The organism is Flavobacterium tegetincola DSM 22377, assembly GCF_000425485.1.
Taxonomy (GTDB): Bacteria; Bacteroidota; Bacteroidia; order Flavobacteriales; family Flavobacteriaceae; genus Flavobacterium; species Flavobacterium tegetincola.
The window spans coordinates 33,393-56,391 of record NZ_KE384387.1 but is presented as its reverse complement, the minus strand read 5'-3'; the positions used below and the strand labels follow the sequence as shown (position 1 = coordinate 56,391).

Genomic DNA, 22,999 nt, shown 5'->3' with positions numbered 1-22,999 from the left:
CAATGCACGAAGAACCTTTAATGGAAGATATAAAAAGACCGCTTATACTCATTACCAATGATGATGGAATTACAGCACCGGGAATTCGGAATTTGATAGAAATCATGAAAGAAATTGGAGAAATTATTGTGGTAGCACCAGACAAGCCACAAAGTGCTACTGGACATTCTATTACAATAAATAATACCTTGTATTTGAATGAAATCTCAAAAGAAGGTGCTGATTTTAAAGAAATTAGTTGTTCTGGAACTCCTGTAGATTGCGTAAAGTTAGCAGTTACAGAAATCATGAAACGCAAACCGGATCTATGTGTATCGGGGATCAATCATGGTTCAAACTCTTCGATAAATGTAATCTATTCTGGGACGATGAGTGCTGCATTGGAAGCGGGTATTGAAGGAATTCCTGCAATTGGATTTTCATTATTGGATTACAGTTGGAACGCAGATTTCAGTCAATGTAAGAAGTTTGTGAAGAAAATTGCGCTGGAAGTTTTGGAACAAGGTTTGCCGGAAGGCGTTGTTTTAAATGTCAACATACCTAAATTAGCCGAAAACGAAATTAAAGGAATGAAAATTTGCCGTCAGGCGAAAGCAGTTTGGCAAGAAAAATTTGACAAGCGACAAACACCACAAGGCCGTGACTATTATTGGTTAACAGGCGAATTTGTCAATCATGATAAAGGAAATGATACCGACGAATGGGCTTTGAACAATGGTTATATTTCGGTAGTGCCTGTTCAATTTGATTTGACGGCCCATCATGCGATGCAACAATTAAACACATGGAATTTGAATGAATAAAATAGATTTACTATACGGATTTTTAATTGGGATAATTGCAGCGTCTCTTGGAGTGTACTTGTTTCTGCACTTTTTTACAGATTATGAAATAGTAGAAGGTTTTACAATTTTGAGAGGGCAAGGACAATTGGGAAAATTAATTGCTCTCGGTGCTATCTTAAATTTAGTGGCCTTCTTTTTACTTTTAAAATTCAATAAAGAACTCATGGCACGAGGTGTAGTTTTGGCAACCTTAGTAGTAACGATTGCAACCATTTTTGCGTAAACATATGAAATACTATATAATTGCAGGTGAAGCGTCAGGTGATTTACACGGATTCAATTTGATGAAATCAATTTTTAAGGAAGACGTTCAAGCCGAAATTCGGTTTTGGGGTGGCGACTTGATGGAACAAGCAGGTGGAACATTGGTCAAGCATTACCGTGAGTTGGCTTTTATGGGATTCAGTGAAGTTATCATCAATTTGCGAACCATTCTGGGAAACATAAAAAAGTGTAAAGCAGACATCGTAGCTTTTCAGCCAGACGTGCTCATTTTTATTGACTATCCAGGCTTCAATATGCGGATTGCAAAATGGGCAAAAAAACGAGGCATGAAAACCCATTATTATATTTCGCCACAAATCTGGGCTTGGAAGGAAAACCGTATCACGGCTATAAAACGTGATGTGGATGAAATGTACATCATTTTGCCTTTTGAAAAGGAGTTTTATGAAAAGAAGCACAGTTATCCGGTTCACTTTGTTGGACATCCTTTAATTGATGCCATTAAAAATCGTGCAGTAACTACTGAAGTTGATTTTCGGAGGGACAATAATTTGGACGATAAGCCGATTATTGCACTTTTACCTGGAAGCCGAAAGCAGGAAATTTCAAAAATGTTGGAGGTTATGTTAAGCGTTGTTGACGACTTTAAAGCATATCAATTTGTTATAGCAGGCGCTCCGAGTCAAGATTTTTCATTTTATAAAACATTTTTGAAGAATGAAAACGTGCATTTCATCTCCAATAAAACCTACGATTTACTGTCCATTTCTCATGCAGCTTTGGTTACCTCTGGTACAGCAACATTGGAAACGGCGTTGTTCAAGGTGCCGGAAGTAGTTTGCTACAAAGGAAGTTGGATTTCTTATCAAATTGCTAAACGTGTCATTACGTTAAAATACATTTCTTTGGTCAATTTAATTATGGATCGGGAAGTGGTGAAGGAGCTTATTCAAGAAGAATTCAACACAAAAAATATAAAGGTTGAATTGGAAAAAATATTGGATGCTGAAAAACGCAGTCGAATTTTTAGCGATTATGCCGCATTAGAAAAGCAATTGGGTGGCGAAGGAGCGAGTGATAAAACCGCTAAATTGATCGTTGCTGCTATTAAATAAAAATTTATTTTATTAAAAGTCAATCTCTTGTATTTAAAATTGATTTTTTTTTAATTAAGTTTGTGCATGGTATAATAATTGCTAATTGAATTACGTTTAAAAATAAATTGATTATACTATTAAATCATTTTTATCCATAAATCTAAAAGCGGTTTGGAAAAAATTGCTTGAAAAATAAAAATAAATATGGCTGTTACAAAGAAACTTTATTTCACATTCCTTTTGTTACTAACGGTATCTTTTGGCTACAGTCAAATTATTACTTCCAAAAAAGTAGCGGTGAAAAAGGGCGTCTATCAAAATCCAGCAAGCAATCCTACTTCTAAAACTGACGGACCAATTACTTCAAGTAAAAGTTCTAAAAAAAGCAGTAAAAAAGCAGAAGCAAGTGCAACAAGTAAGAATGTAAAAGCGCCGGTTTCCAACCTTAAAAATGTAATTTCGGACGCCAATGCAGAAGATATCGAGATTTCTGCTCCAGAAAATTATGTTGCAGTTCAGATGATTAATAATGCAATGCAGTTTTTGGGAGTTCGGTACCGTGGTGGAGGAACTTCGCCAGACGGAATGGATTGTTCAGGAATGGTTACAGCAGTATATAATTTATTTGACATGTCTATTCCTCGAACTTCACGAGATATGGCAACCGTTGGTGAAAAAATCGATTCATCTAGCGTAAAGAAAGGCGATTTGATTTTCTTTAAAACCAATGGAAAACGTGTAATTAATCATGTTGGGATGGTAGTGGATATTATTGGAGACGAAATCAAGTTTATTCATGCTTCAACTTCTAGAGGTGTTATAATCTCTTCAACTAAAGAAAGTTACTACAGTAGAACATTTGCTCAAATTAATAGAGTGTTGTCAAACCTATAACTATTTTTAGTACTTTCGATTCATGAAAGTGCTTCAATATCCTTTAACGCAATTAACACTATTCTTTGTTATTGGAATTATTTTCAATCGGTATTTTAATTTTGAATTAAATACCGGTTTGTACTTTCTTGTGGTCTCATTTTTACTTTTCGTAGCTGTCTTTTTGATTAATTATAGAAGAAAGAATGCTATTTCCATTAGGATATTTACACTACTTACTTTTGTATTGTCTTTTGCTGTAGGCCACTTTTCGGCGGTACTGCATCAGCATGCGAACAAGGAAAATCACTATTCGCAATCCAATGCTTTCGGAGCTGAATCAGTGTACATGAAGGTGATTCTGGTAGAGCGTTGGAAACCTACTGAAAAGAACAATCGTTTTGCAGCTGAACTGTACAGTTTAAATGGTGGAACTTCTAGTGGGAAAATTCTTTTAAATTTTAGAAAAGATAAAACGGCAGCAGATTTAAAAATCGGAACAAAATTAGGCATTCATTCTAAACTTCTTCCGCTGCAAAAGCCACTCAATCCAGATCAATTTGACTATGGCTCTTTCCTGAAAAATAAATCAATTTACGGACAAGTTTTTACAGATGATTCTTCTATTTCCATTTTTAATAGTAAAGAAAAAAATCTGTATTATTACAGCGCCATATTTAGAAACAACGTTATTGAAAATTTAAAGAACAGTGGTTTCAGTCAGAAAGAATTAGGTGTTGTTCATGCTTTGATCCTCGGTCAAAGGCAAGATTTGGACCCTACAGTTTTGCAAAATTATCAGTATGCAGGCGCGATTCATATTCTTTCCGTTTCCGGCTTGCACGTGGGTTTTGTAGTTTTGTTTCTCAGATTTTTTTTAAATTTTCTTCCCAATTCAAATCGCTTTCGAGTCTTTAAAGTTCTTGCAATTATCCTAACACTGTGGTCTTTTGCCTTAGTTGCGGGATTTACGCCTTCTGTAGTTCGCTCAGTTACTATGTTTTCTTTTGTAGCCATTGGAATGTATATGAGGCGAAAAACGTACGTATTTTACACATTCTATTGTTCCATTTTTCTCATCCTATTATTTGAGCCTTCGTTCTTATTTGACGTTGGATTTCAATTGAGTTACATGGCATTATTTTTCATTCTGTGGTTGCAACCCGTCTTTGAAGATTTGTGGAAACCGAAATATAAAATTACGAATCACCTTTGGACGGTTTTTACCATTACGTTTGCGGCACAACTTGGAACAATGCCGTTGAGTCTCTATTATTTCCATCAATTTCCAGGATTGTTCTTTATCACAAATCTTCTCATCATGTTCTTAATCACCATAATTATGGGTGTCGGACTCATTGTAGTCTTGACTGCTTTCTGGACGGAACTTCCCACAATGGTTGTGAAAATTCTGGAATACCTTATTCGATTCTTGAATTATATTGTGGAAACTGTAGCTTCGTTTGAAGACTTTATTTTTAAAGATATTACTTTTGATTTCTGGATGATGATTAGTTTATACTTAGTGGTTTTTGGTTTGGGATGGTTCATTATCAATCGAAATTTCAGGACTTCAGCACTACTTCTAACATCTGTTTTATTGTTTCAAATAAGTTTCTTTGCATTTGATTTCAAGTCGAAAAATAAGAATGAATTGTTAGTATTTCAGTCGCGGAACAGTTCATTGCTTTTAGAACGAGTAGGCAATGAGGTAATCGTGTTTTCTAATGACAGTGTCGCGGTTGGAAAAGACCGAAATATTCAATCCTTTAATGTAGCAAATGGAACGTCGATTGTCAAAGTCAAAAAAATTCCTGATCTTTTGTATTATGGAAAGCATAAAGTACTGATTTTGGATAGTACTTCGGTTTTTGTTCCAGAGTTAAAACCTTCCATTTTATTGATTACGCAATCTCCAACGGTAAATTTTGAGCGCTTCTTGCAATCATACCAACCTGAGATTGTAATTGCAGACGCGTCAAACTACAAAAGTGTAATTGAGAGACTCAGAAAAACATGTAGTAAAGAAAAAATCCCTTTTCATGCCGTAGCCGAAAAGGGATTCTATAGAATTGATTGATATTATTACTTTACAAGGGGTAATAATTGGTCAGCAGTATAATAACCTACTATTGGACTTTTAAGTTCTCCTTTTGCATCCAAAATATACATGGACGGATAACCTTGTACTTTTAAGTAAGAAGTAAATTGGTGGGCTGCATTTCTTCCTCTAGCATTTGGATTGTGGTTGGGATTGGTCATTACTTGTCCTTTGTATTTAATTACATCGGTTCCTTCACCATTGAACTTTACTGCATAATAGTTTTTACTAATATGCGCTGCGAATGCGGGATCTGAAAAAGTATTTTTATCCAACATCTTACACGGCCCACACCAATCGGTATAGACATCCATAAAGATAGGTTTAGGATTTTTCTTCTGTGCCTCCATCGCTTCGTTAAAAGTCATCCATTTAATTTCCTGAGCGTAAGTTGCGCAACTTCCAATAGCCAAAAGGAACAGTATGATATTCTTTTTCATAATTATATTTTTAATTGTTTTTCCAAAAATAACACCAAATAGCATAATCTGAAAATTGTATAGATGGAATTAACATTTTTAACTATCGAACACCGTGCATTAGTTTTTTCAAAACTGGATTCAGTGCAATTACTAATAATCCAGCCACTGTAGGTACAATTGCGAATATTAGGAAAAAAGTAGAAAGCGAATAGGTATTGGTAATGTTTTCAATTTGACCTCCTAAAACAGCGGCTAATTTGTTACCAATGGCAATGGCCAAGTACCACATTCCGAACATAAATGCAATCATTCGTGCTGGAACTAATTTAGAAACATAAGATAATCCAACGGGAGAAAGGAATAATTCACCCAATGTGTGGAATAAATACGCTAAAACCAACCAAATCATTGATACTTTAATACCATCTGTAATTCCGTAAGCTCCATAAGCTAATAACCCAAAACCAATAGCCATGATAATTAATCCTAAACCGTACTTTACAGCAGCGGGTGGATTAAATTTACTGTCCCAAATTTTTGAAATCGTAGACGCAAAAGCAATGATGAAGAATGAGTTTAAAATAGAGAACCAACTTGGATCAATTTCTGAAGCCGACTTACTGTATTCGTTTAACAGCATCCAGATTGCAATTCCCCAAATTCCAATGAACGTTATAGCTAAAACTACGTTAGAACCCAACGCTTTCTTGTACGTTTGTTTCCACAATAAAATCAACACCCATGAAATAATTAATAAAGGAACAATGGTTAGCAAAGTATTTACTACGTTGAAAATTGTTAAGGAAGTACCTTCTAAGCTTCGGTCCACACTATCTCTCGCAAAAATTACTAAAGAGGAAGCACCTTGTTCAAAAGACATCCAAAAGAAAATAGTGAAAAAGGCAAATATAATTACAGCGATCATTCTATGACGAATTACTGTAGTGTAACGCATCAATCTTGAAATTACTAGAAACAAGAACAATACCAATGCCACTAAAATCATCACAATCGAACCGTCTAAAGTACCTACTTTGAAAGGGAATAAGTTGATGTCTCCAATTTTTGACAACGGATCATTGAACGCGTAAAGTAGACCAATAACTGTTGTAATAAAAATTAATGCAATATCTACAGGAGTATATGGATTTAATTTGTCGTCTTCATTTTTAGAAGCAGCAACTCGTGCCGTTTCAAGAGCTCTTTTTTCAGCACTTGGTACTTCTCCAATAGTTCCAAAAAGTGGTTTTGCCAACCAAAATTGGATAGTTCCTAATAACATAAAAATTCCAGCTAAGCCAAAGCCCCAATGCCATCCCAAATTTGCAGCCAAATAACCACACAACATCATTCCGAAAAAAGCACCCGCATTTACACCCATATAGAAAATCGTGTAAGCACCATCTTTTTTCTCTGGAAATTCTTTATACATTTCGGATAAAATAGAGGTCATGTTTGGTTTAAAAAAACCAGTTCCTATAACCAATAATCCAAGTCCGAGGTACAACATGAATTCAGACTCCAATGCCATCGCAGCGTGTCCTAATGTCATAATTATGGAGCCTATAACTACGGCCCAACGGTATCCGATATATCTGTCGGCAATAATTCCACCAAAAATAGGTGTGATATAAAGTAGCATCGCGTAGGTTCCGTATAAAGCTCCTGCGTTTTCTGGATTCCAACCCCAACCTGGATTTCCACCCGTGATCGCTGCTGTTAAAAATAAAATCAGTAGGACTCGCATTCCGTAAAAGGAGAATCGCTCCCACATTTCGGTAAAAAACAACACAAAAAGTGCTGCAGGTTGTCCCAATACTTTTGACTCAAAGAAATTGGGGTTTTCAGTTGCTGAAACTTGACTCATGTAAAATAAATTATCTATTAATAGTTTTTGGTTCGTCGAACGACTTACAAATAAAGCAAAAATTTTTTAAACAGAACTCATATCAGAATTTTATATTCAAGTAATGCCGTATTGTTCGTGTATCAATGGAAGTTGAAACTTAATTCAAGTTCTTTTTCTCAAGCGGTTTTACCACAAATTGATCGTATATGATTAGGGAAACGATCGAAACTAAACCAACCGCAAAAACCACGTACCATATTTTATTGGGACTGTAATTGTCCCAAAGCATTTGCGTCATATCCCAGCTGTTCATGTTTAATTTTTGTGCTGCTAACGTAAAATAATCGCTCTTTGAAAAAGGCGTTTGGATATTTGAAACATCAATTCCCTTACGTGTGGCCATTTCTACAAATTGGGTGCTGATTGCGGGATAATCTAAATTAGCGTCTTTGAGGTGAAACGTGTTTTCAAACTCGGTTATGGACAGATTCATCGCTTGTGAACCTTGTTCAATAAACTGTTCTTTACTAATTACTTTCGGCATTTCAATATTCCGTTTTCCCATTTCGGTTTGCAATAGCGAAAGTTTATCCGACCATTTTTGATACAAATCTCCAGAGATAAATCCGGTGAAAAAATTTCCCGCGGCAACAGGTAAAAAGTACGTCCCTTGATACAATCCTTCTTTTCCTTTTGGGGTAATCAAAGCGATGAAGGAAGATAGGGTAGGACTTGACATCATCTCACCAACGGCAAAAATCATGGTTCCAATAATAGTAAACCAGACATTATGAGTGTAAAAAGTCAAGCTTACGCCAATGGTGGCAATAATTGCTCCACGGATAATAACATTAATGTGACGCATTTTGATTACAAAATAAGAAATGGGAATTTGCAATAAAATAATCATAAAAGCATCTAAATTGGCAAACCATTCTGCCTTAACTTGTCCATCTTGTGTGATGGTTTTGCTAAGAAAAGGTATGTTTTCATTGATCCAGTTACTCAATACACTGGTGTTAATCCAATCTTCAATAAAGTTAGGAAGTGTGTAAAAAAGTTGATTGTACATGGTCCAAAATCCAATCATTAAAATCAATAACACAGTAAGCCGTTGGTCTTTTAAAGCTTCAACAATGCTAAGTAATGAGTTTTTAATTTCAGTTAATATCGGTTCTTTATTGGTACGGTCAATTTTAGGTTCTTTGTAAAAAAGCAATAGAAAAATTAAATTTAATCCAATTACAACTGCGGCTTGAATGAAAATTATTTTCCATCCGTATTCCGTTCTTAAATACGAAGACATCGCTGGACCAGCAAATCCTCCAATATTTACCATCATATAGAAAATTCCAAAACCCATCGATCCAGTAGTGTCGTTGGTATTTCTTGCCACAATCGCAGAAGCTACCGGTTTAAAAAATGCAGCACCAACCGCAACGAGTAGGAAAACCATGTACATACTCCAATACGTGCTGACTTCTCCCATCAGATAATAACCGGCAATCATGATGACATAGGAGATAGTAAGAGAAAGTTTATACCCAATTCGGTCTGCAATTACGCCAAAAAATAGTGGAAGCAAATATAGAATGGCGGTAACATTTGCCATAATGTTTCCTTTTTGGATGTGGTTAAAACCTAATCCGCCTTCGTCCGTTGAACCTACAAGATACAATCCGAAAAGTGTAAAAATTCCGTACCAAGCCCATCGTTCCATGAGTTCCATAAAACTGGCCAGCCAAAAGGTTTTGTTAAACGAAGAGACGGTTTGTCGAAAAGTTGGATTCTTTTGCTGTTCCATGGAAATTGGTATTGATTAATTTACGATCTGTTTTTCTTTTACAAATAAAACAAAAAAAGGTATACGACAGACCATTTGCTTTAGAAATGATAAAAGCGACTGATGAGGTCGCTTTAATATTTTAATTATTTTACTTCTTGCATTAACTTTCGAATCAAAGGCGATACAATAATTAACAAAGCTCCGGCAATTAAGGCGTATATTGAAAGTTGGTAATATCCTTCAGTGTAACCTTGTAATTTAGTTACTAAAGATGCATTTTCGTCGGGCGATGACATTCCAGCACCTAATAAACCTGCGGCATATTGACCGTAAGCACTGGCCAGAAACCACATTCCCATCATCATTCCTGAAAGACGTTTTGGCGAAAGTTTGGTCATGATTGAAAGTCCAATTGGCGACAAGCATAATTCTCCAAAAGTTATAATTAAATAGGCAAAAGTAAATAAGTTTAAAGAGGTTAACCCTTCAACATCAGCAAAAAATCGAGTATAATAAAATGTATAAAATGCTGCGGCAAGAAAGAGAAATCCAATACCGAATTTCATAACTGTGTTGGGTTCAATTTTCTTTTTCGCCATCGCTAACCAAATTAATCCTAAAATGGGACTGAAAATAATTACGAAAAGTGAATTAGAAGTGTTGTTGATAATGTTGGGATTCATTTCAATTCCCAATAAACTGTGGTGTAAATTGTCTTTTGCAAATAAGGCTAATGAACCACCACTTTGTTCAAAAAATGCCCAAAATATAATAGAAAAAATAATAAAAACGAAAGCAGCTAATAATTTCTTTTGCGATTTTATTTCTTTTTCTTTGAACATTTCATACAAGAAATATAAGACGGCTATTGGGCCAATGGTATACATGAAGTAATCCGTATAGTCGGTATTTCGAATCATGATATAAATTAAAGGTAAACTCAAAAGTGAACCTACATAGACTGCAATTTCTTTTGTGGTTCTAGTGGCTTTAGGCACTTCTAAAAGAGGTGAATTTCCAATTGGCCCTAAACTTTTTCGAATAAATGCAAACGTGATTAATCCAATTATCATTACCACAGCTGCTGATAGGAAGGCATAATTCCATCCCCAATCTTCACTTGTTCCTAGATAAACACAAACTGCACCACCTAAAAGTGCTCCAATGTTAATTCCTGAATAGAATAATCCAAATCCAGCATCACGTCTTGGGTCATCTTCAGCATATAAATCGCCTACCATTGAAGAGATGTTTGGCTTGAAAAAACCAGTACCAATAATGGAAAGTGTAATTCCTGCGTAAAAATAGGTATGAGGGTCAAAAGCAATTAGTAGATTTCCTAGAATCATAACAATTCCACCGAAAACTAGGGATTTTTTAAATCCTAGAATTTTATCGGCAAAAATTCCACCAATGAAAGTAAAGGCATAAACGAAGGCTTGAATCGCACCGTATTTTAAATTAGATTCTTTGTCTGATAAAGCCAAACCTAAAACTTGGTCTGCCATAAAAATGGTTAAAACGCCCCGCATTCCGTAGAAACAGAAACGTTCCCACATTTCAACTAAAAATAAATACCACAGTTGTTTCGGGTATTTTCCTTCAAAATTTTGAATTTCTTCTAACGTCAATGCTGGAACTTCAGAAGGAGTTGTTGGGTCTATCATTTTTTAAATTATTAAAATATTTTTTAAATTTAAATTATTTGACTGAAATAAAATGTAAAAGTTGAGTTTTTGTTTTTTGCGTAAGGGATAGAAGTGAAAATCCTTTTGTTTTTTAGAATAAAAAACAAAAGATTGCAACGGATAGCCCGACCCAAACTAAAATTGTCCCGTCGATAAAGACGGGACAATTTTAGTTTGGGACACGCCCAAATATAATCATGAATGATGTTGCAAGTTCAATTTTTATTTAATTCCGTGCATCATTTTCACCAATTTCTTATTGAAAAGTAACAACATTATTGCTGCAAACATTGGAACTCCTGCAATAAATATAAAGAAGTAACTCATAGAATAGGCTTCGGTTATTTTATCAATGTAAGCTCCTGTCCAACTTCCGATGAAGTTTGCGATTGCAGAAGCAGTAAACCAAAGTCCGAATAAAACCCCAACGAATTTTTTAGGAGATAACTTACTTACATACGACAATCCTACAGGTGATAAACACAATTCTCCCATCGTGTGAAAGAAGTAGGCCAATATTAACCAAATCATGCTAACAGAAGCTGTTTTTGCACCTTGAGGAATACTCATACTTCCGTAAGACAATGCGAAAAAACCAACAGCAACTAAGATAAGTCCCATGGCAAATTTTACAGGTCCTGATGGATTCCAGACTTTTTCCCAAATTTTACTGAAAGACGAAGCTAATGTAATGATGAAAAACGAGTTTAAAATTTGAAACCATGAAACCGTAACTTCTGTTGTTTCTAAATTAAATTCACGATACACTTTCCAAATTCCTAACCCCCAAATAATTAGAAAAGAAATAGAGGTAAAAATGATGGTTAACGGGTATTTTGCATAAATTTTCTTAGACAAACCATATAACACATACGTTACAATTGCAATTGGGAAAATAGTTAGTAACGCGTCAATCCATTTGAAAATCATTCCCGAATTTCCCGTTAATGCTCTTTGTGTATAATCTTTTGCAAACAAAGTCATCGAACCTCCTGCTTGTTCAAAAGCAAAAAAGAAAAAAATACTGGCTATCATGAAAACGGAAACTACCACTAATCGGTCTCTTACAATATGTGGTTCATGAACAATTTCTTCACTTTCCTCTGTCGCAATTTCATCACTTTTTTTAATGTTGATGTCTTGTCCAATTACTCCAAATATTTTTTGTCCAAAATAGAATTGCAACATTCCGAAGAACATAAAAACACCTGCTAAACCAAACCCAAAATGCCATCCTATTTTTTCTCCAATGTAACCACATAGTAACATTCCTAAAAATGCTCCTGCATTAATTCCCATATAGAAAATGGTATAACCCGCATCTTTTTTAGCACTAGAATCAGGATACAATTGACCTACCATGGATGAGATATTTGGTTTAAACATACCGTTACCCAAAATCATAAACAGAAGTCCAACATAAAAGAAGTTTTGACTAATTCCTTCCAGTGCCATCGAGGCGTGACCCAAAGTCATAATTAAAGCACCGATTAAAATTGCTTTTCGATAACCGGTAAACCTATCGGCAATCATTCCTCCAAGTAATGGAGTTAAATATACTAATCCCGTGTATAAACCGTATAGTTTTAATGCTTCTTCATTGGTCCAAGCCCAACCGCCGTCCATGAGCTCACTAACCAAAAACACGGTAAGTAAAGCTCGCATTCCGTAATAAGAAAAACGTTCCCACATTTCTGTAAAGAATAAGACAAATAAAGAGGCGGGATGATTCATAACCATCGCGTCGTCAATTCCTCTATTGTGTAAATGTTTTACTAATAATTCGTCTTTTTGTTCTATCATGGGTTTTTAATTTTTGTTAGTTTTTATACATCTCATCACAATTTGTTTTGATGTAGTATTTTAAATTGTGATTTATTATAATTTCTCTTTTATAAAATTAGTCATTTTGGTATACAATTGAAGGCGCGTTTTTCCACCGTAAATGCCGTGGTTTTTATCTGGATAAATGGCAGATTCAAATTGTTTGTTGGCTTGCACCAAAGCCTCAATCATTAACATGGTATTTTGCACATGTACATTATCATCAGCCGTACCATGAACTAAAAGGTAATTTCCTTTTAATTTATCTACGTGATTAATGGGTGAATTTTCATCATAACCCGAAGCATTTTCTTGAGGCGTTTGCATGTAACGTTCCGTGTAAACCGAATCGTAAAACCTCCAATTGGTTACTGGTGCAACAGCAATGGCAGTTTTAAAGACATCATTTCCTTTTAAGATACAATTGGACGACATAAATCCACCGTAACTCCATCCGAAGATTCCAATTCTAGAAGCGTCTACATAGCTGTATTTTCCTATGGTTTTTGCAGCGTCTATTTGATCTTCTACTTCAAATTTCCCTAATTCTTTATACGTTACCTTTTTAAATTCAGCGCCTTTATAACCCGTTCCTCTTCCGTCTACACAAACCACAATGTAGCCTTGTTGCGAAAGCATCATAAACCACATGTCATTTGTGTCCAACCAGTTATTGGCCACTTCTTGAGAACCTGGTCCAGAATATTGGTACATAAAAACAGGGTATTTTTTTGAAGCGTCAAAATCTTTTGGCTTAATCATCCAGGCGTTTAACTTTTGACCTTTCTCGGTTTGCAATTCTAAAAATTCTTTGCTTGGCAAATTGAATTTTTCCAAACGTTTAGACAATGCGCTGTTTTCACGAATGATTTGCATTTCTTTCCCTGATTTAGCTTCGTTCAAACTGTAAATCGGTGGCGTCTTTGCATCTGAAAAGGTATTGATGTAAAATGCATAATTCGGACTAAATGTAGCCGCATTAGTTCCTGTTTTAGAAGACAATCTCTTTTTATTTTTTCCATTTAAATCTATTGAATAGACATCACGATTGATGGAACCGTTTTCAACTGATTGGTAATAAATAGTTTTATTAGCCTCATTCAAGCCATAGTAATTTGTTACTTCCCAATTTCCTTTGGTAATTTGACTGATTTGTTTTCCTGATTTATCGTAGTGGTACAAATGATTATAACCGTCTTTTTCGCTACTCCAAATAAAACTGTTGTCGGCTAGAAAAGTTAGATTGTCAGTTACATCAATATAGGCCTTGTCTTTTTCATTCAAAACCACTTTTGTAGTTCCCGAAGTTCCATTTACAAATAACAAATCCAAATTATTCTGATGACGGTTGATGATTTGAGCACTCAATTCGTTAGAATTATTGGTCCATTTGATTCTAGGAATGTAGAAATCCGTGTATTTGTCTAAGTCGATTTTGGTTGCTTTCTTTGACGTTACATCATAAATATGTAAACTAACCTTTGCGTTTTTCTCTCCTGCTTTAGGATATTTAAACAATTGTTGTACCGGATATAACCCTTGACTGTATACGTCCATGGAAAATTCGGGAACATCAGTTTCATCAAATCGAATGTAGCCAATTTTATCGCTTGCTGCATTCCAATCAAAAGCCTTTACAAACGCAAATTCTTCTTCATACACCCAATCCGTAATACCATTGATGATCTTGTTTTTTACACCATCAGACGTAATTTGTTCAATAGCTTGACTGGCAATGGTATAAATAAATAAATTATTGTCTCTTGCAAAAGCAATTTTTTTACCGTCTGGCGAAAATGTGGGCTCTTGTACTTTGAAGTCAAAAAGTTGTGCCATCTTCTTGCTTTTGATGTCGTACAAATAATAATTGGCAACAAAAGAATGTCGAAATATTTGATCGGACTCAGTGGCAATTAAAATTAAATCTTCACTTTTATTGAACGTATAGCTGTCAATGGAAGGGAAGTTGGGGAAGTTTTTAGTGTCAATAAAAGTGTCCACTTTTTTTAATGTAGCAAAATCATAAAGGTCGATTTGCATACTTCTCGAAGCACGATCAAAGTTTAGAACCGTATATTGGTTGGTGTTCTTCATGGACTGCAATTCGTCCATACCTTGCGTCCGAAAAGCGCCACCCCAAATTTCTTCAAGGGTAATTTTTTGTTGTGCAAAAACACTAACGGTACTTATTAAAAATAAGAATAAAGCTTTTTTGAAATGATTCATTTTTGGTAATTTAAAAAAACGTTCAATTTTAGTGAAAAAAAAGCAATAATTGATGTTTTTGGGTGTTAAATAGTACTTGCGTAGTTGCTAGACTATTCAAATGTGCGTTGTAAAAAAAGAATTTAATTAAATTTAAACCGCCACGCTTCCCTTTATTCCAGGATGTGGATCATAACCTTCTAATGTAAAATCTTCAAATGTGAAATCTAATATGTTTTTGATTTCTGGATTTAATAGCATTGTTGGTAAAGGTCTAGGTTCACGAGATAGTTGCAATTCTAGTTGTTCAAAATGGTTGTTGTAAATATGTGTGTCACCAAAAGTGTGAATGAATTCGCCTACTTCTAAGTTACACACTTGAGCAATCATCATTGTCAATAAAGCATAAGAAGCAATATTAAATGGAACGCCTAAAAATATATCGGCACTTCGTTGGTACAATTGACAGGATAATTTTCCTTCAGCTACATAAAACTGAAAAAAAGCGTGGCAAGGAGGCAAGGCTACTTTTCCGTTCGCGACATTTTCTGCAAATGATTTTGAAGTATCCGGCAAAACAGAAGGATTCCAAGCGGAAACCAGCATTCTTCTGCTATTTGGATTGGTTTTCAACGTTTCGATAATTTCGGTTATCTGGTCAATTTCTTCGGAATTCCAATTCCGCCATTGATGACCGTAAACAGGACCTAAATCGCCATTTTCATCTGCCCAATCATCCCAAATCCGAACGCCGTTTTCTTTTAAATATCCAATATTGGTTTCGCCTTTTAAAAACCAAAGTAATTCATGAATAATGGATTTTAAATGCAATTTTTTAGTCGTAACCATTGGGAAACCTTCGGATAAATCAAAACGCATTTGGTAGCCAAATACACTTTTTGTTCCAGTTCCTGTTCGGTCTCCTTTTTGAACGCCGTTTTCTAGAACGTGGTGTACTAAATCGGTATATTGTTTCATGTGTAATGTGTTTTTGCCGCGAAGGCACTAAGGTATAAAGATTTTTAGAGAGCTATTACTGAAAATTGAGACTGATGACTCGATAACTATCTTTTGCTAATCTCATCTCTAATTTTCGCCGCTTTTTCATAATCTTCATTTTCAACCGCTTCGTTTAGCAAGTCATTCAATTCAGATAAACTGTGTTTTGCGTACGCACCACCTTCTGCCGCATTGGATTCATCTTTCATTCCAAAAGTTTCTGGAGTTGACAAAATGCCGTCATCATCAAAAGTTCCTTCACTGTCTGTAGGGTTACTTTTCAGGTAAATTCCGGCTTTGTCTAAAATGTTTTTATACGTAAATATAGAAGCAGAAAAACGTAAAGCTAAAGCAATTGCATCCGAAGTTCGGGCATCAATGATTTCTTCAATCTTGTCTCTTTCGCAAATGATACTTGAAAAGAAAACTCCATCGACTAATTTATGAATGATGACTTGTTTGACTACAATGTCAAATCTATCCGCGAAACTTTTAAACAAGTCGTGTGTCAACGGACGAGGCGGTTTGATTTCTTTTTCTAGTGCAATGGCGATGGATTGGGCTTCAAAAGCACCAATAACAATGGGAAGTTTACGGTCGCCATCCACTTCATTTAAGATTAAAGCATAAGCGCCGTTTTGCGTTTGGCTGTATGAAATACCTTTGATGGTTAGTTTTACTAAACTCATTTTTAAGGAAATAGATTTAATTTATAATAAATGCAATCGTTGAAAAAACAAATTTGCTCTTTCAACACGAATTGCACAAATTTACACGAAATATTCAATAAAAGATAGAGAAAATTGTTCGAATTAATTATGGTGGTACTTGCCCTTTATATGGAAACCCTTTTTTAAAACAAAAAAAAGGCTATCTGAACTTGATATTTCTATCTAATTTCAGATAGCCCTAATTGGGGCTAAGTTTTAAAAAAAATGTTTACGAATTATTCGCTTTAAATTCTTTTAATTTAGCGGTTAGTCTTGGTACAATGTCAAAAGCATCACCCACAATTCCGTAATCGGCAACTTTAAAGAAAGGTGCTTCAGGATCTGAGTTGATTACTACTTTTACTTTCGAAGAGTTGATTCCTGCAATATGCTGGATTGCTCCTGAAATTCCAATGGCAATGTATAAATTTGTGGCAACCGGTTTACCCGTTTGTCCTACGTGTTCGCTATGAGGTCTCCATCCTAAATCTGAAACGGGTTTAGAGCAAGCGGTTGCAGCGCCTAAAACAGCAGCTAAATCTTCCACCAATCCCCAGTTTTCTGGACCTTTCAATCCACGTCCACCGGAAACCACTACGTCTGCGTCTGCAATAGTTACTTTACCAGATGCTTTTTCTACGCTTTCTACTTTCACGCTAAAGTCGCCGTCATTTAATGCGGCAGCGAAATCTTCTTGTGCTAAAGTGGAAGCATTTTCAACTAATCCGTACGAGTTTTTTGCTAAACTCAATACTTTTACTTCTGTTTCTAATTCAGTAATGGCAAACGCTTTGTTTGAAAACGCTGTTCTTTTAACTTGAAATGGTGACATGCTAACAGGCAATCCAACTACGTTTGAAGCAAAGCTTGCGTTTAATGCTACAGCAACTAATGGTGCCATATATAAACTGTCTGTTGTAGAAGAAAGTAAAACTAACTTTACATTTTCCTTTTCGGCTGCTTGTTTGATTACATCTGCGTATGCTTTTGCTGTAAAGTTTTTTAACTTGTCGTTAGAAACTTTCAACACTTTGTCTACACCGTATTTTGATAATTCCGATGCGTCTGCATTATTTACAGTAACTGCAGTTACCGTTGTGTTCATTGATTCAGCTACTTTTTTTGCGTAAGAAGCCAACTCAAATGCTACTTTTTTGAATTTTCCTTCTGAAGAAGATTCTGCATATATTAATATTGACATTGTCTTAAATTTAAGATTTTAGAATTATGATTTTCGATTTTGAAGCGTGATTAGTTTTGTTTTTAGATTTAGATGCTACTCTTAAATCTAAATTTAAAAATCTTAAATCACTTTAGCCTCGTTGTGTAATAAACTGATTAGCTCATCTAAGTTATCCGCATTAATTAATTTTACTGCTGATTTAGGAGCTGGTTTTTCAAATTTAACCGCTTTAGTAGTTGCTTCTGAGCTAACAGGTTCTAAAACGTTTAGCGCTTTAGTTCTTGCCGTCATAATTCCTCTCATGTTTGGAATTTTCAAATCTTTTTCTTCTACTAAACCTTTTTGACCACCAATAATTAATGGCAATGAAGTAGAAACAATTTCTTTTCCACCGTCAATTTCTCTTGAAGCCATTGCTGAAGTTCCGTCTATTTTTAAGTCAGTACAAGAATTTACAAAATTATATCCTAAAATTCCAGCTAACATTCCAGGAACCATTCCACCGTTATAGTCTAATGATTCTTTTCCTGCAATTACTAAATCGTAGTTACCAGCTTTGATTACTTCTGCTAATTGAGTTGCTACGAAAAAACCGTCCTTTGGAGCAGCATTTACACGAATTGCTTCGTTTGCACCAATTGCCAATGCTTTTCGTAAAGTAGGTTCAGTATCTGGACCACCAACATTCACAACAGTTACGGTAGCTCCTTGCTGTTCTTGAAACCAAATGGCTCTTGTCAAACCAAATTCGTCGTTGGGATTGATTACAAATTGAACGCCATTTGTGTCAAATTCAGCGTCTCCACTTGTAAAGTTAATCTTTGAAGTAGTATCAGGCACGTGACTGATGCAAACTAATATTTTCATCTTTATTGTTATTTAGATTATCGTGATTTGGCTACGAAAATACAACTATTTTTTAAAAAAAGAACTATGCATGCATAATAAATTTGTGCTAATAAAACGTTTGCGTAAGTGGTTTTAGCCTCGGATTAGTAGTGAAAATTACTATTGCAATAAATCGTAATTCGTTGTGGTTTTTTTTTAATTAAAATTATTTTGCTTCAATTCTGAAGGTTTTCTGTCGTTTTCAATGCAATTTGACTATAGATTTTTATGTAGATGAATAATTTTCACATTAGTTTTCTACGATCCTGATATTCTGCTTAGAAATCATTTTTAGTTGCAATATTGTTCTCGGATTTAAATCATTGGGTATTAACCTCATTAGACTTAAAATGTTTGTTGTTTTGCGATGGCATTTGTGTTTTCTTTTCAGGATGCAAATGAAATTAAAATGTCGAATTAAAATGAAGCGTTTTCTCACGTCCTAAAACCCCTAGCCCGGATAGCAGTGGCATCCTTTTTTCTGCTTTTTTTAAGCAGGAAAAAGATAAAGCGGATAGCCGGAAATAGCTCCTAATTATTTTAAAACTATTTTATGTGTTTTTATAGGTTTTAATTTTTATTTTTGCAGTTCAAAATTTAAGAAGATAAATTTTTACCATATGAAGACTATCCAATTTAGAGAGGCCATTTGTGAAGCGATGAGTGAAGAAATGCGTCGTGATGAAACTATATATTTAATGGGTGAGGAAGTTGCCGAATACAACGGTGCTTACAAAGCTTCCAAAGGAATGCTTGATGAATTTGGACCGAAGCGAGTTATTGATACACCAATTGCAGAGCTTGGTTTTGCAGGTATTGCAGTAGGATCAGCAATGAACGGTTGTCGTCCGATTGTGGAATTTATGACCTTCAACTTTGCACTTGTTGGAATTGATCAAATAATCAATAACGCTGCGAAGATGCGTCAAATGTCTGCGGGACAATTTCCAATGCCAATGGTTTTTAGAGGTCCAACGGCTTCTGCAGGACAATTGGGTGCGACTCACTCGCAAGCATTTGAATCTTGGTTTGCCAATACTCCTGGTCTTAAAGTTGTAGTTCCTTCTACCGTTTATGATGCAAAAGGTTTGTTGAAAGCTGCTATTCGTGACAATGATCCTGTTATTTTTATGGAATCAGAACAAATGTATGGCGATAAAGGCGAAGTTCCTGAGGAAGATTACATCATTCCATTAGGTGTTGCTGAAGTGAAAAGAGAAGGTACAGATGTTACAATTGTTTCTTTTGGAAAAATTATTAAAGAAGCGCATATTGCAGCTGAAGCGTTAGAAAAAGAAGGAATTTCTTGCGAAATTATCGACTTAAGAACCGTTCGTCCGATGGATTATGATACGATTATCAAATCGGTTAAAAAGACGAATCGCTTGGTAGTTTTGGAAGAAGCTTGGCCATTTGCAAGTGTTGCTTCGGAAATTACATATATGGTTCAAGAAAGAGCGTTTGACTTCTTAGATGCTCCAATTCAGAGAATTACAACAGCAGATACTCCAGCACCTTACGCACCAAACTTGTTGAAAGACTGGTTGCCAAATTCGGAAGATGTGATTAAAGCGGTTAAGAAAGTAGCTTACAAAAAATAATTACAGTCAGAGGCTGATATAAGTTTAAGAGATATTATAATTTTTTCTTTGTAACTTATTACTATATTTGAAACTTCATCAGGGGAAACTCTGATGAAGTTTTTTTTGAATAAAAATGATATGAATTTGGTCCAAATTCGACATTACTACGTAGATACAGTATGAAAGATAAGATATTTTTAGGTTTGTTTTTATGGATGGTTGCCATCTCTTTTGCGCAAACCAAGGTAAGTGGAGTGGTTCTAGACGAAAACAATAAGCCTGTACCTTATGCTAATGTGGCTTATTTGGGTACATCGGAAGGAATTGTAACGAATGAAGATGGTATCTTTTATTTGGAGTCCAAATCAAATCGTACCACACTCCAAGTTTCGTTTATTGGTTATACCACGAAAGAAATTCAATTGGAAAAGGCGGTAACCTATAACATGAAGGTGATTTTAACTTCTGGTGAGGAGCTTGCCGAAGTGCGTATTTACAGTGCTAAAACGTCAAAAAAGAACAATCCTGCTATTGATATTTTGCGAAAAATTTGGGCACGCAAGCGTCAAAATGGTTTGCGTCAATTTAAGCAATATGAAATGGCGAAGTACGAGAAAATCGAGTTTGATATGAATACGATTGATAGTGCTTTTATGAAACAACGGTTGTTTAAAGGTATGGAATTCATCTTTAATTCTGTAGATACGTCTAGCATTACCGGTAAAACGTATTTACCCATATTTATCAACGAGGCGTTATCGGATGTTTACGGAGATAATGTTAGAAATAAAACAAAAGAAGTTTTAAAGGCCAATAAGAATTCAGGATTTAGTAATAATCAGCAGATTACATCTTACGTAAGCGACTTGTATGCAGATTATGATATCTATGATAATTACTTGAAATTTTTTCAAAAAGCATTTACCAGTCCGCTTTCCCGAACAGGAATTGATGTGTATAATTATGTTTTGACAGACAGTGCTTACATTGATAATAAATGGTGTTATAATATTGTATACTATCCACGTAGAAAAAACGAATTGACTTTTAAAGGTAGTTTTTGGGTTAATGATTCTACTTGGGCAATTAAAAATATAAATCTTGAGGTAACTAAAAGTGCCAATATCAACTGGGTGAAAGAAATTTACATCGAGCAAGATTTTGACGTTTTGAACGATTCAGTTTTTCTGTTGAAAAGAGATTATATCATGACTGACTTTGCCTTGAGCAAAAAAGAAAAGTCAAAAGGTATTTATGGAAAACGAACCACGATGTTCCGTGATCACGTATTTGACAGTGAGAAGCCGGAAGATTTTTATAATCCGGAAGTGCAAAATTCCGATCCGTTGATGTATATAAAACCGGACGAATTTTGGGAAGATAATCGCTTTGAAAATCTCAATAAAGATGAAAAAGGCGTTTATAAAATGCTTGACGTCTTGCAGACCAATAAGAAGTTTCTGCAAATTTACGATGTAGTACAAATCATCGGAAGTGGTTATCTGCATTATGGGAACTTTGACGTAGGTCCGATACTTTCAACAATTGGATATAATGAAGTGGAAGGTTTGCGACTGCGTGTTGGAGGTAGAACTTATTTTGGCGAAAATGACAAGTGGCGTGTTCAAGGATATACAGCTTATGGGTTTAAAGACAATAAGTTTAAGTATGGTGTTTCTGGTAAATGGATGGTGGATGAGAAGAACCGATTGATCCTTTCGGCTGGAACAAGGAGAGATGTAGAACAAATTGGTGCGAGTTTTACCGATACCAATGATGTTATGAGTCGTAGTTTTGCCTCTTCGTCTTTGTTTACTGCGGGAAGCAATGGAAAATTAACCAACGTGAGTTTGACTAATTTTTCTGCTGAAATTGAGTTGGCAAAAAACTTTACCATTCAAACGGGCCTATCGTATCGTACTTTAATTTCTGCTTCAGACAGCTTTAATATGGATTATTATACAGTTTTGCCTAGTGTAAGTAATCCGTTGGGTGAAATTCAAAGTCGAGTAAAACAATCCGAATTTAATGTGCAATTGGATTATAGTTTTTCAAGAAAAACAGTGGGTAGTGGTGTAGAACGTCGGACAACCTCCAAGCCGTTTGCGCAATTGTTTTTAAATTACAGTCAAGGTGTTAAAGATGTTTTTGATAGTGATTTTGATTATAAGAAAGTGCAGTTGTATTACAAGCAGCCATTGAATATGGGAGGAATTGGACGTTTGGATATTACTACGGAATTAGGTAAGACTTTTGGAGAAGTACCTTTGTCTTTGTTAAGTATTGTTCCCGGTAACCAGACTTATTGGACCATTGCTAATACGTTTAACTTGTTGGATTTTTATGAATTTGAAACTGATACGTATGCTACAATTCAGTTGCAACATAATTTTGGAGGTCGAATTTTATCAAGGATTCCGCTATTGCGAAAATTAAACTGGCGGGAAACTATTGGTTTTAAAGGAGTTTATGGAACAATTAGTGATGAAAATCGTGCAATCAATGCCTCTGGTCTATTGTATCGCGCTCCTGAAGATTTTTATTACGAATACAATGCTGGGATTGGTAACATCTTTAAAGTCTTGAAAATTGAGTTTGCTTGGCGTGGAAATTACAGAACGGAGGATACCAATAATTTTGGAGTAAAGGCTTCTTTAGGGATTCAGTTTTAAATTTTAATGGTATTCGATAGTTTTTGATAAAGTTAATAGAGATATAATG

At 35.1% G+C, this 22,999-nt stretch carries 17 protein-coding genes; 7 read left to right on the top strand and 10 right to left on the bottom strand.

The window, feature by feature from the left end; all coding sequences use genetic code 11:
- The first annotated feature begins 2 nt into the window (after positions 1 to 2).
- The 5 genes from surE to H602_RS0115310 all read left to right on the top strand — a co-directional run bounded on the left by surE (position 3) and on the right by H602_RS0115310 (position 5,120).
- Positions 3 to 803, top strand: a complete 801-nt coding sequence (surE, locus tag H602_RS0115330) for a 5'/3'-nucleotidase SurE (protein ID WP_425402327.1) — start codon at positions 3 to 5, stop codon at positions 801 to 803.
- Positions 796 to 1,068 carry a hypothetical protein gene (locus tag H602_RS0115325; RefSeq protein ID WP_026978802.1) on the top strand — a complete coding sequence of 91 codons (273 nt, stop codon included), beginning with the start codon at positions 796 to 798 and terminating at the stop codon, positions 1,066 to 1,068. The genes surE and H602_RS0115325 overlap by 8 nt, the downstream gene beginning before the upstream one ends.
- 4 nt (positions 1,069 to 1,072) lie before the next feature.
- Positions 1,073 to 2,185 carry a lipid-A-disaccharide synthase gene (gene lpxB, locus H602_RS0115320; RefSeq protein ID WP_026978801.1) on the top strand — a complete coding sequence of 371 codons (1,113 nt, stop codon included), beginning with the start codon at positions 1,073 to 1,075 and terminating at the stop codon, positions 2,183 to 2,185.
- A 186-nt stretch (positions 2,186 to 2,371) separates the two neighbouring features.
- Entirely contained in the window at positions 2,372 to 3,061 is a 690-nt protein-coding gene (locus H602_RS19015; RefSeq protein WP_051224593.1) for a C40 family peptidase, read from the top strand.
- 22 nt (positions 3,062 to 3,083) lie between these two features.
- On the top strand, positions 3,084 to 5,120 hold the full coding sequence (locus tag H602_RS0115310) for a ComEC/Rec2 family competence protein (RefSeq protein ID WP_026978800.1): 2,037 nt from the start codon (positions 3,084 to 3,086) through the stop codon (positions 5,118 to 5,120).
- Between the two features lie 5 nt (positions 5,121 to 5,125).
- Here H602_RS0115310 and H602_RS0115305 read toward each other — a convergent pair whose 3' ends face one another.
- From H602_RS0115305 to H602_RS0115255, 10 genes are all read right to left on the bottom strand, one after another.
- On the bottom strand, positions 5,126 to 5,581 hold the full coding sequence (locus tag H602_RS0115305; RefSeq protein ID WP_026978799.1) for a thioredoxin family protein: 456 nt from the start codon (positions 5,579 to 5,581) through the stop codon (positions 5,126 to 5,128).
- Positions 5,582 to 5,663: 82 nt separating this feature from the next.
- Positions 5,664 to 7,430, bottom strand: coding sequence for a peptide MFS transporter (locus H602_RS0115300; protein WP_026978798.1), 1,767 nt, complete (start codon positions 7,428 to 7,430; stop codon positions 5,664 to 5,666).
- Between the two features lie 139 nt (positions 7,431 to 7,569).
- Positions 7,570 to 9,216 (bottom strand): MFS transporter, encoded by a 1,647-nt coding sequence (locus H602_RS0115295; RefSeq protein ID WP_026978797.1) that lies wholly within the window; start codon positions 9,214 to 9,216, stop codon positions 7,570 to 7,572.
- 125 nt (positions 9,217 to 9,341) lie between these two features.
- Positions 9,342 to 10,865: a peptide MFS transporter gene (locus tag H602_RS0115285; RefSeq protein WP_051224590.1), complete on the bottom strand. Its 1,524-nt coding sequence runs from the start codon at positions 10,863 to 10,865 to the stop codon at positions 9,342 to 9,344.
- A gap of 243 nt (positions 10,866 to 11,108) precedes the next feature.
- Positions 11,109 to 12,626, bottom strand: a complete 1,518-nt coding sequence (locus H602_RS0115280) for a peptide MFS transporter (RefSeq protein WP_051224607.1) — start codon at positions 12,624 to 12,626, stop codon at positions 11,109 to 11,111.
- Positions 12,627 to 12,764: 138 nt separating this feature from the next.
- Positions 12,765 to 14,936 carry a S9 family peptidase gene (locus H602_RS0115275; protein WP_026978794.1) on the bottom strand — a complete coding sequence of 724 codons (2,172 nt, stop codon included), beginning with the start codon at positions 14,934 to 14,936 and terminating at the stop codon, positions 12,765 to 12,767.
- Positions 14,937 to 15,068: 132 nt separating this feature from the next.
- Positions 15,069 to 15,893 carry a thymidylate synthase gene (locus H602_RS0115270; RefSeq protein ID WP_026978793.1) on the bottom strand — a complete coding sequence of 275 codons (825 nt, stop codon included), beginning with the start codon at positions 15,891 to 15,893 and terminating at the stop codon, positions 15,069 to 15,071.
- 86 nt (positions 15,894 to 15,979) lie between these two features.
- Positions 15,980 to 16,603, bottom strand: a complete 624-nt coding sequence (locus H602_RS0115265) for a bifunctional nuclease family protein (protein ID WP_026978792.1) — start codon at positions 16,601 to 16,603, stop codon at positions 15,980 to 15,982.
- A 250-nt stretch (positions 16,604 to 16,853) separates the two neighbouring features.
- On the bottom strand, positions 16,854 to 17,825 hold the full coding sequence (locus H602_RS0115260) for an electron transfer flavoprotein subunit alpha/FixB family protein (protein WP_026978791.1): 972 nt from the start codon (positions 17,823 to 17,825) through the stop codon (positions 16,854 to 16,856).
- Positions 17,826 to 17,927: 102 nt separating this feature from the next.
- Positions 17,928 to 18,674, bottom strand: a complete 747-nt coding sequence (locus tag H602_RS0115255) for an electron transfer flavoprotein subunit beta/FixA family protein (protein WP_026978790.1) — start codon at positions 18,672 to 18,674, stop codon at positions 17,928 to 17,930.
- 641 nt (positions 18,675 to 19,315) lie between these two features.
- Between H602_RS0115255 and H602_RS0115250 the strand changes: the two genes are divergently transcribed.
- The gene (locus H602_RS0115250) at positions 19,316 to 20,296 is read left to right on the top strand and encodes a pyruvate dehydrogenase complex E1 component subunit beta (RefSeq protein ID WP_026978789.1); all 981 of its coding nucleotides are present in this window, start codon (positions 19,316 to 19,318) and stop codon (positions 20,294 to 20,296) included.
- Between the two features lie 161 nt (positions 20,297 to 20,457).
- Complete coding sequence (locus H602_RS0115245) at positions 20,458 to 22,950, top strand: DUF5686 and carboxypeptidase-like regulatory domain-containing protein (RefSeq protein WP_026978788.1); 2,493 nt, start codon at positions 20,458 to 20,460, stop codon at positions 22,948 to 22,950.
- Positions 22,951 to 22,999 lie beyond the last annotated feature (49 nt).

Excerpts from the sequence above, each read along its gene's own strand:
- surE (WP_425402327.1), top strand. The coding sequence starts at position 3 with ATGCACGAAGAACCTTTAATGGAAGATATAAAAAGACCGCTTATACTC.
- H602_RS0115325 (WP_026978802.1), top strand. The coding sequence starts at position 796 with ATGAATAAAATAGATTTACTATACGGATTTTTAATTGGGATAATTGCA.
- lpxB (WP_026978801.1), top strand. The coding sequence starts at position 1,073 with ATGAAATACTATATAATTGCAGGTGAAGCGTCAGGTGATTTACACGGA.
- H602_RS19015 (WP_051224593.1), top strand. The coding sequence starts at position 2,372 with ATGGCTGTTACAAAGAAACTTTATTTCACATTCCTTTTGTTACTAACG.
- H602_RS0115310 (WP_026978800.1), top strand. The coding sequence starts at position 3,084 with ATGAAAGTGCTTCAATATCCTTTAACGCAATTAACACTATTCTTTGTT.
- H602_RS0115305 (WP_026978799.1), bottom strand. The coding sequence starts at position 5,581 with ATGAAAAAGAATATCATACTGTTCCTTTTGGCTATTGGAAGTTGCGCA.
- H602_RS0115300 (WP_026978798.1), bottom strand. The coding sequence starts at position 7,430 with ATGAGTCAAGTTTCAGCAACTGAAAACCCCAATTTCTTTGAGTCAAAA.
- H602_RS0115295 (WP_026978797.1), bottom strand. The coding sequence starts at position 9,216 with ATGGAACAGCAAAAGAATCCAACTTTTCGACAAACCGTCTCTTCGTTT.
- H602_RS0115285 (WP_051224590.1), bottom strand. The coding sequence starts at position 10,865 with ATGATAGACCCAACAACTCCTTCTGAAGTTCCAGCATTGACGTTAGAA.
- H602_RS0115280 (WP_051224607.1), bottom strand. The coding sequence starts at position 12,626 with ATGGTTATGAATCATCCCGCCTCTTTATTTGTCTTATTCTTTACAGAA.
- H602_RS0115275 (WP_026978794.1), bottom strand. The coding sequence starts at position 14,936 with ATGAATCATTTCAAAAAAGCTTTATTCTTATTTTTAATAAGTACCGTT.
- H602_RS0115270 (WP_026978793.1), bottom strand. The coding sequence starts at position 15,893 with ATGAAACAATATACCGATTTAGTACACCACGTTCTAGAAAACGGCGTT.
- H602_RS0115265 (WP_026978792.1), bottom strand. The coding sequence starts at position 16,603 with ATGAGTTTAGTAAAACTAACCATCAAAGGTATTTCATACAGCCAAACG.
- H602_RS0115260 (WP_026978791.1), bottom strand. The coding sequence starts at position 17,825 with ATGTCAATATTAATATATGCAGAATCTTCTTCAGAAGGAAAATTCAAA.
- H602_RS0115255 (WP_026978790.1), bottom strand. The coding sequence starts at position 18,674 with ATGAAAATATTAGTTTGCATCAGTCACGTGCCTGATACTACTTCAAAG.
- H602_RS0115250 (WP_026978789.1), top strand. The coding sequence starts at position 19,316 with ATGAAGACTATCCAATTTAGAGAGGCCATTTGTGAAGCGATGAGTGAA.
- H602_RS0115245 (WP_026978788.1), top strand. The coding sequence starts at position 20,458 with ATGAAAGATAAGATATTTTTAGGTTTGTTTTTATGGATGGTTGCCATC.